The sequence below is a fragment of the Ralstonia sp. Ralssp110 genome (genome assembly GCF_047325135.1).
Taxonomy (GTDB): domain Bacteria; phylum Pseudomonadota; class Gammaproteobacteria; order Burkholderiales; family Burkholderiaceae; genus Ralstonia; species Ralstonia mojiangensis.
Genome location: NZ_CP168609.1, coordinates 110,017 through 127,153 on the forward strand (window position 1 = coordinate 110,017; position 17,137 = coordinate 127,153).

Here is a 17,137-nt window from a genome sequence, read left to right on the forward strand (position 1 = left end):
GTTGTCAATTGTATAGCTTTGTCACAAGCAAGCCTGCGGCATCATAAGCCGAAAATCGGCCACGGTGGCCGATTACCGGCATGTTTTCGCGTGAGTCCGGCGCGCCTTTTTAACGTTTAACAGCAATTAATTCTGATCAAAGAACTACGAATATCAGGTCGGTCGGCACGTTACACCATGCGCTGGCCGCCCCACAGCAACTGTTCGTAGATAAAGCATTGCAGCAGCATTTTCTGGGCCGCGACCAATTCGACGAATTCCACGCCGTATTGGTAGACGTTGGGCAGGTCGGCCGGCTTTTCACTGCGCACGAGGGCCGCAGCCACCAGCTCGGAGTGGTAGTCGCGCGTTTTCACCCGGAAGCGCAGACGCGCCGGCGCGCCGCTCACTTCCAGCCGATGCGCGGAGCGGAACGACGCGCCCGTCGTGCTGATGTCGGAGATATGGATCATGCGCGGCGGGTCGCCGCTCACCAGCATCTTGCCGACCACGTTGGCGCGCACGCGCAGCGATTTGCGCAACGTGCGGTTCTTGATCCGCCGCGGCGGTGACAACACGACGTATTCGAACGGGATGCGGCACACCGCCATCACCGTGCATTCGAAGCTGGCAATGCCCTCGCCCGAGAAGGCGTGCACTTCCACCAGTTCGTCCTTGACCGGCATGACCGTACGGCCGCTTTCGGTGGGCATGGTGATGAGCAGATGGCGCTGCGGGCTGTAGCCCATCACGCGTGCGGCGCCCTTGGTCTGGCCGGCGCCCGCAGTTAGGCGCACGGTCAGCATGCCGCCGGGGCGCAGGCCCAGCAGCTCCATGGCGATCGTCCGTTCACCGTCAGGGTCGTCGCCCATGTCGGGGAACATCGTGTTCGGGAACTGCGTATTTGCAAACACGGGCGCAGGCGCGGGCGTGCCGTCCGCCAGCCGATGCGGGCGGTGCAGCGTGCATAGCAGGTCGATCTCCTCCGGGGAGTGGATGACGTCGCCCTTTGGGACGAGCAACTGCCCGTCGGCGTCAAGCATCGGCCACGGAAGGGGGATCGCAAGCGGAATGTCGAGAGGTTGAAGTTCGAGCATGGCAATGGGGGAGCCAACAGCCGCGCAGGGCCCCACGTTTCTATACGGCCAAATGTTGCACAACTTTAAGCGCACTTATTGTGCAGGGACCGTGGCACGCCAGTTGCGGCCTCGCAGCCATGATCGAGCACAATGTCGGTTCCAAAGTGGACGGGGTGAGCGCGCGTATGGCGTCTCGGCAGCATTTCTGGGCGGCGGTTGAGCAATTTGCGCGCTATGTGGTCATCGGTGGCAGCGCAACGCTGGCGCACTATGTGGTGCTGTTCGGACTGGTGCAAGTAGGCGTCTCGCCTTGGCGAGCGTCCGTGGCGGGCAGCGTGATCGGAGCGACGCTCAATTACTTCATCAGCCGGCAGGCCGTCTTCAACAGCACACGCGGGCACGTGGGCGCGATGGTGCGGTTCGGCCTGGTGGCCTTTCTCGCGCTGGGGTGCAACGCGACCATCATGGCCATCGGCCTGGGAATTGGCCTGTATTACCTGATCGCGCAGATGTTCGCCTCGGCCATCACGGCAATCTTCAACTTCGTGGTGCACCGGTACTGGACGTTTCGTGACGCCGACGCAGTCGGCGCGCCCACTGAGCCGCAGCCGACCATCGTGCCGGAGCGGCCCACGCACCACGGGCGTTGAGCGGTCCCGCCGCGTTAATGCCGGCTGGCTACGCCTTGCAGGCTGGCCGCGGTTTCCGTGACGAGTGTCACTTCACCGATGCCGTCGGCGGGCGGGGCGGGGGCATCGTCACGCAAGCGCTCCACCACCAAGCGCACATCGATCACATCGGCCACGCCGGCTGCCTCTAGCGAAACAAGTGCGGCCAACTGCGCAATCGCAAACGTATCCGCCAGCAGCGGCGTGTCGTCGTGGAGATCGCCTGCCACGCGTGCGGGCGAGCTTTGGTGGGCAGCGCGAGTGGGATGCTGCGCGGTCTCACGGGCGCGATAGGCGAAGTACGCGTCGGCAAAGTGCACGCGGTGCGCATCGAATACGCGCACGGCGGCAGTAAGGGCATCGTCCACCCAAGCCGGATCCACTGGCGTACCCGGTTCGGCTTCGGGCAGGCCCGCGAGCTTGAGCGCATACCGATGCGTCTGCGTGCCTGGGGCGACAAAACTCAATTCCATACGACCTCCCACAGCCGCGTGCGCTGGTGCCGCGGCTTCGCCGTGTTTGAATTCGCCCCCCGAAGCGATATTGAAGAATAGTAACGGAGCCGCCCGATTGCGCGTTTCGTCCTTCCGGATGAGGTCGAGGGGCCTTGTCTTCACCTTAAGACATTCACAATGTGGAGATCGTGGCCAACCCACATAGCAAACGGTTGCTTGCCGGCAGCGCCTGCGCGACCTAACCAAACGGCTAGCTGCTTCGCAGCGGGGTCCGGTGTAGAGTGCTCGGGTGTCCGGCGACGCTGGGCAGCTGTCGACAATCAAGGTCGACAAACGCAGACGGGAATGACGCGGGGCGCGTTTCCTTCGCGTCATTTCGCGCACGAGGGGACCCAAAGCGGGCACGCGGTCCATGTCCCCTCGCGGGAAGGGATTGCCCCGTTAACTCGCGGCTTCTATAGTCCGCCTCGATTCGTGCGCTTGTAACGCACCAAGGTTTGCCATTACCGGCCGCCAACTGGGCCACGCAGACCACGAGACCGGTTACGGGGATCACGCCAACCGCCACCGCGCGCGCCTGATGCAACCATTGCGTCAAAGGGCACCGGAGGCGCGATGGCCATCACATCAGCCACGCCCCCGGGACTGCCGCATTCGCGAAACAGCATCGCCATGCTTGAGGACCACCACTTGTACAAGGCTGCGATCGAACATTCGCCGATAGGAATCGGCCTGTGCGCGCCGGAGGGTCGCTTCCTCGACGTGAACCGTGCGCTGTGCGCGCTGACTGGTCACGAAGCACAGGCCCTGCGTGCGCGCGATCTGTTCGACCTTTGCCACCCCGATCACACTGAACGCGCACGACATGGTGTCGAGTCGCTGCTCGCCGGTCAGCGCGATGCGCTGTCGATGGAAACGCGCCTCGTCCGTCAGGACGGCAGCACCGTGTGGGTGCAGACCGACGTGGCGGTGGCGCGCGACGACGGCAACGAGCATCTCGTCGTGCAGATGCAGGACGTGACCGCGCGCCGGCTGGCGCTGGAATCGCTGCGCGCGTCGGAGCAACGGTTGGCCTATGTGCTCGATGGCGCGGGGCTGGGTACGTTCGACTGGTCTACGCGCACACGGCATGTGTCGTTCAACCGGCGGACGGCCGACATGCTCGGCTACGAGCCGGCGGATCTGTCCAACGATCCGGATGCGTGGTACGCCATGGTGCACCCGCAAGACGCCGCATTGAGCGCGCGACGCATCTATCGCCATATGCGCGGCGATGCCGACAGCTTTGAGATCGAGCAGCGCATGCGCGCTCGCCATGGCCAATGGATCTGGGTGGCTGCGCGCGGGCGCGTGACCGAACGCGATGCCCGTGGCGTGGCCACGCGTGTAAGCGGAACGCTGCTCGACGTGACGCAGCGGCGCGCGGCGCTGGATCAGGCGCACCACCTCGCGCTGCATGATCCGCTCACGGACTTGCCCAATGCGCGTTTGCTTCGTGATCGCCTGTTCGTGGCTATTCAGGCGGCACGTCGCGCGCGCGGCCAGGTCGCCGTCGTGTTCATTGATCTTGATCGCTTCAAGCCGGTCAACGATGAGTATGGCCACGCCGTGGGAGATCTCGTTTTGAAGGCCACGGCCATGCGCTTGCGCAGCGGACTGCGCGCTTCGGACACGGTGGCGCGCCTGGGTGGCGATGAATTTGTCGCTGTCCTCACGCACTGCGCCACGCGCGACGATGTGACGCAAACCGTGGAACGCCTGATCGAAGAATTGCAGACGCCGTTTCGTGTGGAAGGCCATGTGCTGTCGATGGGCGTGAGCGCCGGCGTGGCGCTGTATCCGACCGACGGGCATGACGCGCAGACACTCATCCGCAATGCCGACGCAGCGATGTATGAAGTCAAGCGTGCCGGCGGCAACGGCCTGGGCTTCCATGCCTCGCTCAACTACGAGCGGTTGATGGGCATGCGATCGCGCGATCGTGATCTCGATGGCGAAGCCGGCGCACGCTGATCCGCTACCGCGCACCCAAACAAAACGGCCCGCCGAAAGGCAGGCCGTTTTTCTTGGAGCGTCGCAAACGCTCAGGTCTTAGAACGTGTAGCGCAGGTACAGCTCATTCAGGTCCGTGCCCGGGTTCGGGCGCTTGATCGACGCATTCGACAGGTGTTCGAAGCGGTAGCCCATCTGGAATTGCTGCTTGCTGCCAAAGGCCACGCCCACGCCGATCATGTCGGAGAACTGGAAGGCCGTGCTGAAGTTGTGCTCATCCGACGTGCGGGTGTGCGAGAGCAGGCGCGGGCCAACGCCAGCTTCAATGAATGGCACCCACGAGCCGCCGCGCTTTTCAATGCGGAACAGCGGCGTTACGCCAAATTCGGTCAGGTTCTGGCGGTTGGTTCCCTTGGTCGAGCGCCATTGGCCCAGCGCCACTTCCCAATCCAGGTTCACGAACCAGCCTTCCGGGTTGCCCCAGTGGTAGCCCGAATCGAAATCCAGATCGACCCCATATTTCTCGATGCCGTGGCGGTTGTCCTTGCCGTAGATGACGCGCACGGACGGGTCGGCCTGGGCAGGCAGGGCGGCAAACAGCGTGGCGGCGCCCAGGGCGGCAGCCAGCAGCTTGGCAGAACGGGGAAGCGCGGATCGGATCATCAGAGAGAGCAGAGTCAGTTGAGCGGCGCGCGTGAATCGGGGCAACTGCGTCGGCAACCACGCGCGCGGCGGACATGGTGGCTGGCAAACAGACGGTCTGGATAGCACCGGGGCGGCTTGCAAGGCATCGGACGACGCAATTTGCGCGCCCGCTGCTGCATCAGCCGGCCCGGATGGTCGGGCGGTCTGAAATAAATTCCGTCGATTATAGGGGGAACTTTCCGACTGCGTGCGGGCTTACGCACAAGGGGACATTGCCGGTGGCGAAACGTTGTCGGCCACCGGCAACAAGAGAAGGGTTATTGCGCGGCAGGCGCGGATGCCGGTTGCAGCGCCGCTTGGCCAACCACCGGCACTTCGCCGTGCCACCCGCCGCCCAGCGCCTTGACCAGCAGCACCGCTGCTGAATACTGCTTGCCCTGCAGCGTGAGCAGCGTGCGCTCGGCATTGTAGGCCGTGGCCTGTGCGGTGATGACTTCCAGGAAGCTCACCGTGCCCGCGCGATAGCGGTTCAGATTGAGTTGCGCGGCTTCCTGCGCGGCCTTGACGGCATCGGCCTGTACGCCAAATTCCTGCGTCTGCCAGCGAAGCGCGGCGAGGTTGTCTTCGACATCCTGGAACGCGCCCAGCACCGTCTGGCGGTATGTCGCGACCGACGCATCGTAAGCAGCACCGGCCTTGTCGACGGCGGCTGCACGCGCGCCGCCATCGAACAGCGTGGCGGCCAGCGTTGGGCCGATCGACCAGACGCGGCTGGGCAGCGTTGCCAGGCGCGAAAGCGTGTTGGCCGCCAAACCGGTCGAGGCTCCCAGCGTGAGCGTCGGGAAGTACGCAGCCTTGGCCACACCGATCTGCGCGTTGGCAGCGGCCATGCGGCGCTCGGCGGCGGCAATGTCGGGGCGGCGTTCCAGCACGGCCGATGGCACTTCCAGCGGAATGGCGGGCAGGGCCGGCAAGTCGGCTGCGCTGGCAGCGGTGGCCGGGGCCAGCGAGAATTCCGCCGGCGGTTTGCCGATCAGCACCGCAATGGCGTGCTCAAGCTGCGCGCGCGTGACTTCGGTATCCAGCAGCAACGCCTGCGACTGCTTGAGCTGCGTCTGCGCGGTCAGTACATCCGAACGCTGCGCCACGCCCACCGAATACTGGTTTTGCGTGAGCTTCAGGAAGCGCTCGTAGTCTGCAACCGTGCGTTGCAAGACAGCCTTCTGGGTATCCGTGACACGCAATTGAAAATAATTCTGCGCAAGCGTTGCCTGCGCGGACAGCAAAGCGGACGACAAATCACCGGCACTGGCTTGCGCGCTGGCCTTGTTCGACTCCACCGATCGGCGGATGCGGCCCCACAGATCCAGTTCCCAGCTGGCGTTGAGTGACAGGCTTTGCGAGTTGAGCAGACTCGGGTTGCCTGTCGACAGGCTGCCGTCCGGGTTGACCGAGGTGCGCACTGAACGGCTGCGCGTGGCCGATGCATTGGCACCCAGCGTCGGGAAGAACGAAGCCTGCGCCGATTGCACCAGCGCCTGGGCCTGGCGGTATTGCGCCTCGGCCACCAGGATGTTCTGGTTGGCGGCGGCCACCTGTTCTTCGAGCGCGTTCAATTGCGGGTCGTTGAAGATCTCCCACCACTTGCCGCGGGCGATGGCGTCGCTCGGGTCGGCGATTTTCCAGTCGCCGGCTTCCTTGTATTGCTGCGGCACTTCGGCGGTGGGGCGCTTGTAATCGGGCCCGACCGCGCAGGCCGAGACGAGCGCGCACGCGGCCAGCGCGAGCAACGAGGTGCGAAGGGCTTGAGTGCCTCTTGTCATGTTCAGCTTCCTTGCGAATCCAATGCGGGCAGCGGTGCGTCTTTGCTGCGGCCGGCGCGACGCAGGCGCAGCCGGTCGAGCGCCAGGTAGACCACCGGCGTGGTGTAGAGCGTGAGGATCTGGCTGACCAGCAGCCCCCCGACGATGGAGATGCCCAGCGGCGTGCGAAGCTCCGCGCCGTCGCCGTGGCCGAGCGCCAGGGGCAGGGCGCCCAGCAGCGCGGCCATCGTCGTCATCAGGATCGGTCGGAAGCGCAGCACGCAGGCGTGGAAGATCGCATCTGCGGGGCTCATGCCCTGGCTGCGCTCAGCCTCGAGTGCGAAGTCGATCATCATGATTGCGTTCTTCTTGACGATGCCGATGAGCAGAATCACGCCGATCAACGCGATGATCGAGAAATCCGTGTCGGTGATGATCAGCGCCAGCAGCGCCCCGACACCGGCCGAGGGCAGCGTCGACAGAATCGTGATGGGGTGTACATAGCTCTCGTACAGCACGCCCAGCACGATGTAGATGGTGATGAGCGCAAACAGGATCAGCACCGGCTGACTCGAGAGCGAATCCTGGAACGCCTTGGCGGTGCCCTGGAAACTGCCGTGCACGGAGGACGGCACGCCGATGCGGTTCATCGCGTCCTGGATGTCCTGCGTGGCACCCGACAGCGATGCCCCCGGCGCGAGGTTGAACGAGATCGTGCTGGCCGCAAACTGCCCCTGGTGATTGACGGCCAGCGCCGTGTTGGTGGGCTCGTAATGCGAGAAGGTCGACAGCGGCACCTGCGCACCCGTCGACGTGATGATGTAGATGTCGCGCAGGCCGTCCGGGTTCTGCCAGTACTGAGGCGCGGCTTCCATCACAACACGGTATTGGTTGAGCGGGTTGTAGATGGTCGATACCTGGCGCTGCCCGAACGCGTTGTTCAGGGCGTTGTCGATATCGCTCGGATTGATGCCGAGCGATTTCGCCTTGTCGCGGTCGATGACGAGGGAAGTCTGCAAGCCCTTGTCCTGCGTATCTGTGTTGACGTCCGTCAGCGACTTCACCTGCGTGAGCGCCTGCTTGATTTTCGGATCCCACGCGCGCAGCTCGTTCAGGTCGTCGGCCTGCAGCGTGTATTGGTACTGCGCGTTGCTGGCCCGACCGCCCACCCGGATGTCCTGTACCGATTGCAGGAACAGGCTCGCGCCCGGCTCACGCGCGAGCTTGCCGCGCAGCCGGTTGATGATCTGGTCGGCGGACATCTTGCGCTCGGCCAGCGGCTTGAGCTGAATGAACATCTGCCCGGTATTGCGCTGACTGCCGCCCGTAAAGCCAACCACGTTCTCTACCGCCGGGTCTTGCCGAACGATGGTGATGAAGTCGGTCAACTTGGTGCGCATCGCCTGGAACGAGATCGACTGGTCCGCCTGGATGAAGCCGATCACTCGGCCGGTGTCCTGCTGCGGGAAGAACCCCTTCGGCACGATGATGTACAGGTAGACGTTCAGGCACACCGTTGCCAGCAGGATCAGCAGCGTGAGCCAGCTGTGCCGCAGCGCCCACGCCAGCGAATTGCGGTAGAGGTCGAGCAGGAAGGTGAAGAAGCCTTCGGTCTTGCGATGGAACCAGCCATGTTCTTCCTCGGCGGCAGGCTTGAGCAAGCGTGCGCACATCATCGGCGCGGTCGTGAGCGATACCACCAGCGACACCAGGATGGCCACCGACAGCGTCACCGCAAACTCACGGAACAGCCGGCCGACGATGCCGCCCATCATCAGCAGCGGGATGAACACGGCAATCAGCGAAAAACTCATCGACACCACGGTGAAACCGACCTCGCGCGCGCCCTTGAGCGCAGCCTGCATGGGCCGCATGCCGTTTTCGATGTGGCGCGAGACGTTTTCCAGCACGACGATGGCATCGTCCACGACAAAGCCTGTTGCTACGGTCAACGCCATCAGCGAGAGGTTGTCGAGGCTGTAGCCGCACAGGTACATCACCCCGAATGTGCCGATGAGCGAGACGGGCACCGCCACGCTCGGAATGAGCGTTGCCCGCACGTTGCGCAGGAACAGGAACACCACCATGATCACCAGCGCGATCGACAGCACCAGCGTGCGCTCCACATCCTTGAGCGAGGCGCGGATGGTGGGCGTGCGGTCCATCATCACATCGAGGTTGATCTGCGCGGGAATGGTGTTGCGCAGGTACGGCAGGATGTCGTTGATGCGGTCGACCGTGTCGATGATGTTGGCGCCCGGCTGCCGGCTGATGATGAGCAGCACCGAAGGCTTGCCGTTGGCCGAGCCGTAGTTGCGGATGTCCTGCACGCTGTCAGTCACCTCGGCCACGTCGGCCAGCCGCACCGGCGAGCCATTGCGCCAGGCGATGATGAGCGATTGGTATTCGACGGCCTTCTTGGCCTGGTCGTTGGCGTAGATGGTCCAGACGCGGTCGCCGGATTCCATCATGCCCTTGGGCTTGTTCGCGTTCGTGCTGGTGATGACGGTGCGCACGGTCTCCATCGAGATGCCGTACTTGTTCAGCGCCATCGGGTTCAGCTCGACCCGCACCGCCGGCAGCGACGCACCGCCGATGGTGACTTGGCCCACGCCGTTGATTTGCGACAGCTTCTGCGCGAGGATGGTCGAGGCCGCGTCGTACAGCTCGCCGCGCGACTTGGTGTCGGACGTCAGCCCCACGATCATGATTGGCGCATCGGCCGGGTTGACCTTGCGATACGTCGGGTTGCTCGGCAGGCCGGAAGGCAGCAGGCTGCGTGAAGCATTGATGGCGGCCTGCACATCGCGCGCCGCGCCGTCGATGTCGCGCGACAGATCGAACTGCAGCGTGATCCGCGACGAACCGAGCGAGCTGGAAGACGTCATCTCGGTAATGCCCGCGATGCGGCCGAGTGAGCGTTCCAGGGGCGTCGCCACAGTGGCCGCCATGGTCTCAGGGCTGGCGCCCGGCAGCGACGCATTGACCGAGATGGTCGGAAAGTCCACCTGCGGCAGCGGCGACACCGGCAGTAAGCGGAACGCCGCGATACCGGCCAACGCCACGCCGATGGTCAGCAGTGCCGTGGCAACCGGCCGGGCGATGAAGGTGGCGGACAGATTCATCGCGGTCCGCCAGATTGGTTGGTGCCTGCGGCGCCGTGGCGTCGGGCAGCACGGCGGGCGCGCCAGTCCCGCAGGCGTTCGCCCAGGTTGTCGAAGGCCAGATAGATGACCGGCGTGGTGAACAGCGTCAGCACCTGGCTGACCAGCAGGCCGCCCACCATCGTGATCCCCAGCGGCTGGCGCAACTCGGAGCCCACGCCCGTGCCGAGCATCAGCGGCAGGGCACCCAGCAGGGCGGCCATGGTGGTCATCAGAATCGGACGGAAGCGCAGCAGACACGCCTGGTAGATGGCGTCGCGCGGGGCCATGCCCTGCTCGCGCTCGGCCTCCAGCGCGAAGTCGATCATCATGATCGCGTTCTTCTTGACGATACCGATCAGCAGGATGATCCCGATGATGGCAATGATGCCCATGTCCCTGCCCGACACCAGCAGCGACAGCAGGGCACCTACACCGGCTGACGGCAGCGTCGACAGGATCGTCACCGGGTGGATCGTGCTTTCGTACAACACGCCCAGCACGATGTACATCGTGATGACAGCCGCGAGGATCAGCCACAACTGGTTCGACAGCGACGCACGGAACGCCAGCGCGGCCCCCTGGAAGCTGGTCTGCATGCTGGCCGGCAGGCCGATCTCCTGTTCGACGGCATTGATGGTGTCGACGGCCGCACCCAGCGAGGCATGCGGGGCGAGGTTGAACGAAATGGTTGCCGCCGGGAACTGGCCCTGATGGTTCACCACCAGCGAGCCCGGTTGTTCCACCACCGTGGCAAACGCGCCCAACGGAATCTGCTGGCCGCTGTTTGACGCCACATGCAGGTCGTATAGCGATTGCGGCCCAAGCTGCATCTTCGGGTCCGTCTCGAGCACCACGCGGTATTGGTTCGATTGCGTGAAGATGGTCGAAATCAGGCGCTGGCCGTAAGCGCTGTACAGGACGCTGTCGACCGCTGCCATCGTGATGCCGTACACCGCCGCCTTGTCGCGGTCGACCTGCACGTAGGCGCGCAGGCCGTTGTCCTGCAGGTCGCTCGCCACGTCGCGCAGTTCGTTGGTCTGCTGCAGGCGTTCAACGAGTTTCGGCACCCACTTCGAGAGGTTGTTCGGGTCCGGATCTTCTACCGTGAACTGATACTGCGTGCGGCTCACGCGGTCTTCAATCGTCAGGTCTTGCACCGGCTGCATGTACAGCGAGATACCTGCCACCTTGGCCAATTCGGGCTGCAGGCGCTGAATGATCTCGGTGGCGTCGGCGTCGCGTTTATCCTTCGGCTTGAGGTTGATCAACATGCGGCCGCTGTTGAGCGTGGTGTTCACGCCATCCACGCCGATGAACGACGACAGGCTTTCGACCGCAGGGTCTTTCAGTACCACCTCGGCCAGCTTCTGTTGGCGCTCTGCCATGGCCGAGAACGAAATCGACTGAGACGCATCCGAAATGCCCTGGATCACGCCCGTGTCCTGCACCGGAAAGAACCCCTTGGGCACCACTACATACAGCAACGCCGTCAGCACCAGCGTGCCGATGGCCACCAGCAGCGTGGTCTTCTGCCGGTCGAGCACCCACTGCAGCATGCGGCCGTATCGGGCGATGACGTTGTCGAAGAACGCGCCGGCCGCGTGGTAGAAGCGGGATTGCTCGGCCTCGGGAATGTGCTTGAGCAAGCGTGCGCACATCATCGGCGTGAGCGTGAGCGACACCACGGCCGAGATCAGGATCGATACCGCCAGCGTGATGGCGAACTCGCGGAACAGCCGCCCCACCACATCGCCCATGAACAGCAGCGGAATCAGCACGGCGATCAGCGAGAACGTCAGCGAGATGATCGTGAAGCCGATCTGCTTGGAGCCCTTGAGTGCGGCCTCCATCGGTGGGTCGCCGTCTTCAATGTAGCGGGCGATGTTTTCGATCATGACGATGGCGTCGTCCACCACGAAACCCGTGGCGATGGTCAACGCCATCAGCGTGAGGTTGTTGATCGAAAAACCTGCCAGGTACATCACGCCAAACGTACCGACCAGCGACAGCGGCACCGCTACCGCCGGAATGACCGTGGCTGGCACGTTGCGCAGGAACAGGAAGATCACCATCACGACCAGCGCCACGGCCAGCATCAGCTCGAACTGCACGTCCGATACCGAGGCACGGATCGTCGTGGTGCGGTCGGTCAGCAGCGATACCTCTACGTTGCCGGGCAGCGTTTCTTTCAACTGTGGCAGTAGCGCCTTGGCACGGTTGACCACCTCGATCACGTTGGCGCCAGGCTGGCGCTGCACGTTCAGGATGATGGCGGGGGTGGTGTTGGACCACGCGGCCAGCTTGCTGTTTTCGGCGCCGTCAACGATCTGCGCCACGTCGGTCAGGCGGATGGGCGCGCCGTTCTTGTAGGCGACGATCATCTTGCCGTACTCGGCGGCCGACTTGAGCTGATCGTTGGCGTCGATAGTGGAGGCGCGCATCGGGCCGTCGAAGCTGCCCTTGGCGCCATTCACGTTGGCGGTGCCGATGGCGGTGCGGATGTCATCAATCGACAGCCCGAGCGCGGCTAGCGCCGACGTATTGGCCTGGATGCGGACGGCCGGCCGCTGCCCGCCGCTGATGCTGACCAGGCCAATGCCCGGCAACTGCGATAGCTTTTGCGCGATGCGCGTGTCGACCAGGTCTTCCAGCTTGGGCAACGGCATCGTGTTGGAGGTGATCGCCAGCGTGAGGATCGGCGCGTCGGCCGGGTTCACCTTGCTGTAGATCGGCGGCATCGGCAGATCGTTCGGCAGCAGGTTGCCGGCCGCGTTGATGGCCGCCTGTACCTCCTGCTCCGCAATGTCGAGCGAGAGGGACAGGTCAAACTGCAGCGTGATGACCGAGGCGCCGCCCGAGCTGGACGACGTCATCTGCTTCAGGCCAGGCATCTGTCCAAACTGCCGCTCCAGCGGCGCGGTGATGGACGACGTCATCACGTCGGGGCTGGCACCCGGGTACAGCGTTGTGACCTGGATGGTCGGATAGTCGACCTCGGGCAGCGCAGAGAGCGGCAGCATCCGGTACGCCACCAGGCCCGAGAGCAGGATGGCGACCATCAACAGCGTGGTCGCCACGGGCCGGAGGATGAAGATTCGGGAGGGATTCATGCCAGCTCGGAACAGAAGACTTCGTCAGGCGAGTGCACGCAATGCACGACTCACGGCTTACGGCTTGGCAGCCGGGGCACTTGCGGCGGGTGCCGAAGCGCCACCCTGGCCACGGCGATGACGCCCGCCCTGATGGGCCTGGCCGGCCGCGGGTGCGCTTGCAGCGGCGGCACCCGGCTGGATCACCTCCACCGGCGAGCCGTCGCGCAGCTTGTCTGCGCCGTCGATCACCACGTGTTCGCCGGGCTGCAGGCCTTGCGCCACCGACACGCGCTCACCTTCGGTCACGCCCAGCTTGACCACGCGCAGCGCTACCTTGTTGTCTTCGCCGACCACGTAGACGAAGGTGCCCTGCGTGCCGCGCTGGATGGCTGCGCTCGGCACGATTACCGCGTCGCGTAGCGTATCCACACGCATGCGCACGTTCACGAACTGGTTCGGGAACAGCATGGCGTTCTGGTTCGGGAACTGCGCACGCAGCTTGACCGTACCGGTGGTGTTGTCGATGGTGTTGTCCACGGTCATGAGCACGCCGCGCGCGAGCTGCGTGGTCTGGCCGCGATCCCAGGCCTCCACCGGCAGCTTGTCGCCGGACTGCAGGCGCGGCATGACCTTGGGCAGGTTGTCTTCGGGAATCGAATAGATGACGGTGATCGGGTCGATCTGCGTGATGACCACGATGCCGTTGGTGTCCGAGGCGTGCACGATGTTGCCCGGATCGACCTGGCGCAGGCCAACCCGGCCCGACACCGGCGCAGTGATGCGCGTATAGGAAAGCTGCACGCGGGCGTTGTCGACGTTGCCCTGGTCCAGCTTGACCGTGCCGTCGTACTGGCGCACCAACGCGGCTTGCGTATCCACCTGCTGCTTGGAGATCGAATCCTGCGAGAGCAGCGTCTGATAGCGCTGCAGATCGAGCTTTGCGTTTTGCAGCAGCGCCTGATCGCGTGCAAGCTGACCTTCCGCCTGGGCAAGTTGTGCCTGATAGGTGCGCGGGTCGACCTCGGCCAGCAGGTCGCCGGCCTTGACGGTCTGCCCCTCTGTAAACGCCAGCCGCACGAGCTGGCCGTCCACACGCGTCTTGACCGTCACGTTGTTGACCGGGGTGACATTGCCCAGCGCCGACAGCACCACGTTGATGTCGCCTTTGACGGCCGTGCCGACCATCACCGGCGTCGGCTTGCCGGCCATGGCTGCGCCGCGCCCACCGGGGCCACCTCGACCACCCGGGCCGCCCGCATTGCGGTACTTCGCGTGATAGACCGCATAACCGATCAGCACGAGGATAACGATCACCACCCAGATGCCCCAGCGGCGGCGCTTGCCACCCTCGCGCGGGGGCGGCAGCAGCGTCGGAGATACCTCGTTGGGCGTCTCCTTCCCGTCGTACGTGCGGCGGCCGGCGTCGTCAAACTGGCCGGGCTTCTGGTCCTTGGGATCGGACATGTTGGCGTTCCTGTTCTTAGCAATATGGGGACGAGCGCACATGATAGCTGGCGCCCGTGCCAGTCAGACCGCAGCTTAAAGGCAACGCCTTTGCGCAGAATTAGTCGCGCAGCGGGTTCTATTACGGCTAATTACAAACCCATCGCGGTGTTACCGGGCGAAACAATATGGTGAAAGTGCACGCAATTCGTGGTGGCCACAATCGCTATCATGAGCACACCTTCCTGCGCATACCAGAGACTCCACCAGACAGATGAGCGGCACCAAGATCCTGGTCGTCGATGACGACGTCGAACTGCGCGACCTTCTGCGCGAATACCTGACCCAGCAGGGCTTTGCCGTTTCCGTGCTGCACGACGGTGATGGACTCGGCGCCCGGCTCGAACGCGAGCGTCCGGCACTCGTCGTGCTCGACCTGATGATGCCCAAGGTGGATGGCCTGTCTGCCCTGCGTGATCTGCGCGCCCGCAACGACGACGTGCCCGTCATCCTGCTCACGGCCCGCAGCGACGAGATCGACCGAATTATCGGCCTGGAAATCGGTGCCGACGACTATCTCGGCAAGCCGTTCTCGCCGCGCGAACTGCTCGCCCGTATCAACGCGGTGCTGCGCCGGCGCCTCGCCGTGCCGGCATCGGCTCCGGAAGACCGCGACAGCTTCAGTTTCGGCCCGTTCAAGCTCAACTTTCGCATGCGCACGCTGTTTCGCGGCGATACCGCGCTCTCCATCAGCGATACCGAATTCGCGCTGCTCAAGCTGCTGATCGGGCATGCGATGCAGGTGCTCACGCGCGAGCACATCGTTGAGCTGATGTACGGGCCGGGCAGCGGTGTGTCCGACCGGGGCATCGACGTGCAGATCTGGCGCCTGCGCCGCGTGCTGGAAGAAGACGCGCAGCGCCCGCGGTATATCCAGACCGTGCGTGGCCGCGGCTACACCTTCGTGCCGGATGAGCGGGAAGAGGTCAATGAAGTTCAAGGCTAGATTCGACACGCTGTTCGGCCGGCTGGCGGTGCTGATCGTGGTGGTGCTCGTGCTGAGCCACTTCTCATGGCTGGGCGTGCTGCGCGCGGAGCGGCGCGAGCGGCAATTCCAGGCTTCGGTCGATCAGATGGCATTCCAATTGCAAGCCTTCCAGGCAGCGATGGACGGTCATCTGAAGGTCAAACTGCCTGACCTAGTGACCGAAACCGCTGAGCCGCCCGCGGGGGACCCGTCATCCGCATCGGACAAGTCCGCCGAACTGGTGCGACAGCTCGCGCGTCGTTTGCCATCCGATACGCAATTGCGGCTGGAACCCGGCCCCACGCCGCGCGTGTTCGTGCGCTTTCCGCAGCGCAACAAGTGGATCGCCATGCCGCTGGTGTGGGTGCATGCGCCGCCCACCATCTCGGCAGTGGTACCGGGCGTGATGGTGGTGCTGGCGATTGCTATTGCGTTCTCGTTGTTTGCGGCGTGGCAGATTCAACGCCCCGTGCGCGAGCTGGCCGATGCGGCCGGGGCGTTGGCCCGGCGCCGCTACGTGGCCCCGCTCAAGGAGCGTGGCCCGTACGAACTCCGCCAGTTGACCGACCAGTTCAACCATATGGCTGCTGACCTGTCGGCCGCCGACGAAGAGCGCAACACCATGCTGGCCGGCATTGCGCACGATCTGAAGACGCCGCTGTCACGCCTGCGCCTGCGTGCCGAAATGCTGGCTGACCAGAAAGCAGGCGCCGGTATCGAACGCGATGTCGAGTCCATGTCGGCCATCGTCGAGCAGTTTCTCGCCTATGCGCAAAGCGGCGACAGCGAGGCGCGCGAGGTGTCGGTCGACCGCCATCTGCGCAGCCTGGTGCAGCCGTTTGCCGAGCAGGGTAAGCATGTCGCGCTCGATCTGCATGCGGGAGACCGCTTTCGCCTCAAGCCGACGCATCTCGAGCGCATCGTCGTCAACCTGCTCGACAACGCATTCGCGTATGGCGCCGAGCCTGTCAACGTGCGCACCGCAGTGGACGAAACCGGCTATACGCTGACGGTGGAAGACCACGGCGCGGGTATCCCCGTGGCTGACTTTGACCGCGTCATGCGGCCCTTTGTGCGCCTGGACCCGGCTCGCGGCGGCAATGCGCACTGCGGGCTCGGCCTGGCGATCGTCGATCGGCTGGTGCGCCACCTGGGCGGCGATCTCGCAGTCGGACCGGCGGCTGCGGACGCGCCATCGCCGGGTTTTCGCGTCACGATGCGATTTCCAGTCTCAACTGCGGTGGCTTGATCGCCGGAACGCTCGACTGTTCGCCTGACTGACATATGAGCAAGCGATTGCGTAAGCTATCCTAGGCGGCGCAAGCACGCTTGTTGCGTGCGCTCACCAGAACTCCGGGAGGAAAACGCATGGATCGCGCTGTCTGTCTCGTCAAGGATGCTGGCCAGGCCCGCATGGCCGCCACCGTTGCCGCTTGTGTGCTGGCGATGGGCTTGGCAGCCTGCTCGTCGCCGATGCCTCCGTGGCAGCCGCCGCGCATGACCATCGAGCCCGCACCTCCGCCGCCGCCCGCACCGGCACCTGCGCCGGCGACCACGCTGCCGCCGTCACCGGCCATGCAGTCGGTGCCGTCCCAGCCGCCGGCTTACGCGCCGCCGCCTGCCGCAGATGCGGAACCCCCGCGCGCAACGCCGGGCATGGCGAATCCGGCATCCACGTATTGCCTGCAGCGCGGCGGTCAACTTGAGTTTTCCACGCGTGCCAACGGCGCTGACGTAGGAACGTGCGTCAGTCCCGGCGGCGATGAGTGCGAGGAATGGGCGTTCCTGCGCGGCAGTTGTACGTGGTAA

General features: G+C 64.5%; 12 protein-coding genes. 5 read left to right on the forward strand and 7 right to left on the reverse strand.

Annotated features, from left to right (window positions below; all coding sequences use genetic code 11):
• Positions 1–170: 170 nt before the first annotated feature.
• On the reverse strand, positions 171–1,076 hold the full coding sequence (locus ACEN9T_RS01190) for a flagellar brake protein (RefSeq protein WP_092972020.1): 906 nt from the start codon (positions 1,074–1,076) through the stop codon (positions 171–173).
• Between the two features lie 119 nt (positions 1,077–1,195).
• On the opposite strand from ACEN9T_RS01190, the gene ACEN9T_RS01195 reads away from it, so the two are divergent.
• Positions 1,196–1,708, forward strand: coding sequence for a GtrA family protein (locus ACEN9T_RS01195; RefSeq protein ID WP_092972019.1), 513 nt, complete (start codon positions 1,196–1,198; stop codon positions 1,706–1,708).
• Between the two features lie 14 nt (positions 1,709–1,722).
• Here the strand turns inward: ACEN9T_RS01195 and ACEN9T_RS01200 are convergent, their stop codons facing one another.
• Positions 1,723–2,199, reverse strand: a complete 477-nt coding sequence (locus tag ACEN9T_RS01200) for a hypothetical protein (protein ID WP_092972018.1) — start codon at positions 2,197–2,199, stop codon at positions 1,723–1,725.
• Between the two features lie 654 nt (positions 2,200–2,853).
• Here ACEN9T_RS01200 and ACEN9T_RS01205 point away from each other — a divergent pair.
• Positions 2,854–4,194: a diguanylate cyclase domain-containing protein gene (locus ACEN9T_RS01205; protein ID WP_092972313.1), complete on the forward strand. Its 1,341-nt coding sequence runs from the start codon at positions 2,854–2,856 to the stop codon at positions 4,192–4,194.
• A 78-nt stretch (positions 4,195–4,272) separates the two neighbouring features.
• Here ACEN9T_RS01205 and ACEN9T_RS01210 read toward each other — a convergent pair whose 3' ends face one another.
• From ACEN9T_RS01210 to ACEN9T_RS01230, 5 genes are all read right to left on the reverse strand, one after another.
• Positions 4,273–4,836, reverse strand: coding sequence for an acyloxyacyl hydrolase (locus tag ACEN9T_RS01210; RefSeq protein WP_413706182.1), 564 nt, complete (start codon positions 4,834–4,836; stop codon positions 4,273–4,275).
• A gap of 299 nt (positions 4,837–5,135) precedes the next feature.
• Positions 5,136–6,641 (reverse strand): efflux transporter outer membrane subunit, encoded by a 1,506-nt coding sequence (locus tag ACEN9T_RS01215; protein ID WP_092972016.1) that lies wholly within the window; start codon positions 6,639–6,641, stop codon positions 5,136–5,138.
• A gap of 2 nt (positions 6,642–6,643) precedes the next feature.
• The gene (locus ACEN9T_RS01220; RefSeq protein ID WP_413706183.1) at positions 6,644–9,745 is read right to left on the reverse strand and encodes a multidrug efflux RND transporter permease subunit; all 3,102 of its coding nucleotides are present in this window, start codon (positions 9,743–9,745) and stop codon (positions 6,644–6,646) included.
• A complete protein-coding gene (locus ACEN9T_RS01225; protein WP_092972014.1) occupies positions 9,742–12,876 on the reverse strand; it encodes an MdtB/MuxB family multidrug efflux RND transporter permease subunit in 3,135 nt (1,044 codons plus the stop codon). The genes ACEN9T_RS01220 and ACEN9T_RS01225 overlap by 4 nt, the downstream gene beginning before the upstream one ends.
• 57 nt (positions 12,877–12,933) lie before the next feature.
• Positions 12,934–14,322: an MdtA/MuxA family multidrug efflux RND transporter periplasmic adaptor subunit gene (locus tag ACEN9T_RS01230; protein WP_413706184.1), complete on the reverse strand. Its 1,389-nt coding sequence runs from the start codon at positions 14,320–14,322 to the stop codon at positions 12,934–12,936.
• Between the two features lie 253 nt (positions 14,323–14,575).
• Here ACEN9T_RS01230 and ACEN9T_RS01235 point away from each other — a divergent pair, with 253 nt between their 5' ends.
• The 3 genes from ACEN9T_RS01235 (at position 14,576) to ACEN9T_RS01245 (ending at position 17,137) form a co-directional block, all read left to right on the forward strand.
• Complete coding sequence (locus tag ACEN9T_RS01235; protein ID WP_024978593.1) at positions 14,576–15,307, forward strand: response regulator; 732 nt, start codon at positions 14,576–14,578, stop codon at positions 15,305–15,307.
• Entirely contained in the window at positions 15,291–16,577 is a 1,287-nt protein-coding gene (locus tag ACEN9T_RS01240; protein WP_092972012.1) for an ATP-binding protein, read from the forward strand. Before ACEN9T_RS01235 ends, ACEN9T_RS01240 begins: the two co-directional genes overlap by 17 nt.
• Positions 16,578–16,696: 119 nt before the next feature.
• The gene (locus ACEN9T_RS01245; RefSeq protein ID WP_413706185.1) at positions 16,697–17,137 is read left to right on the forward strand and encodes a DUF333 domain-containing protein; all 441 of its coding nucleotides are present in this window, start codon (positions 16,697–16,699) and stop codon (positions 17,135–17,137) included.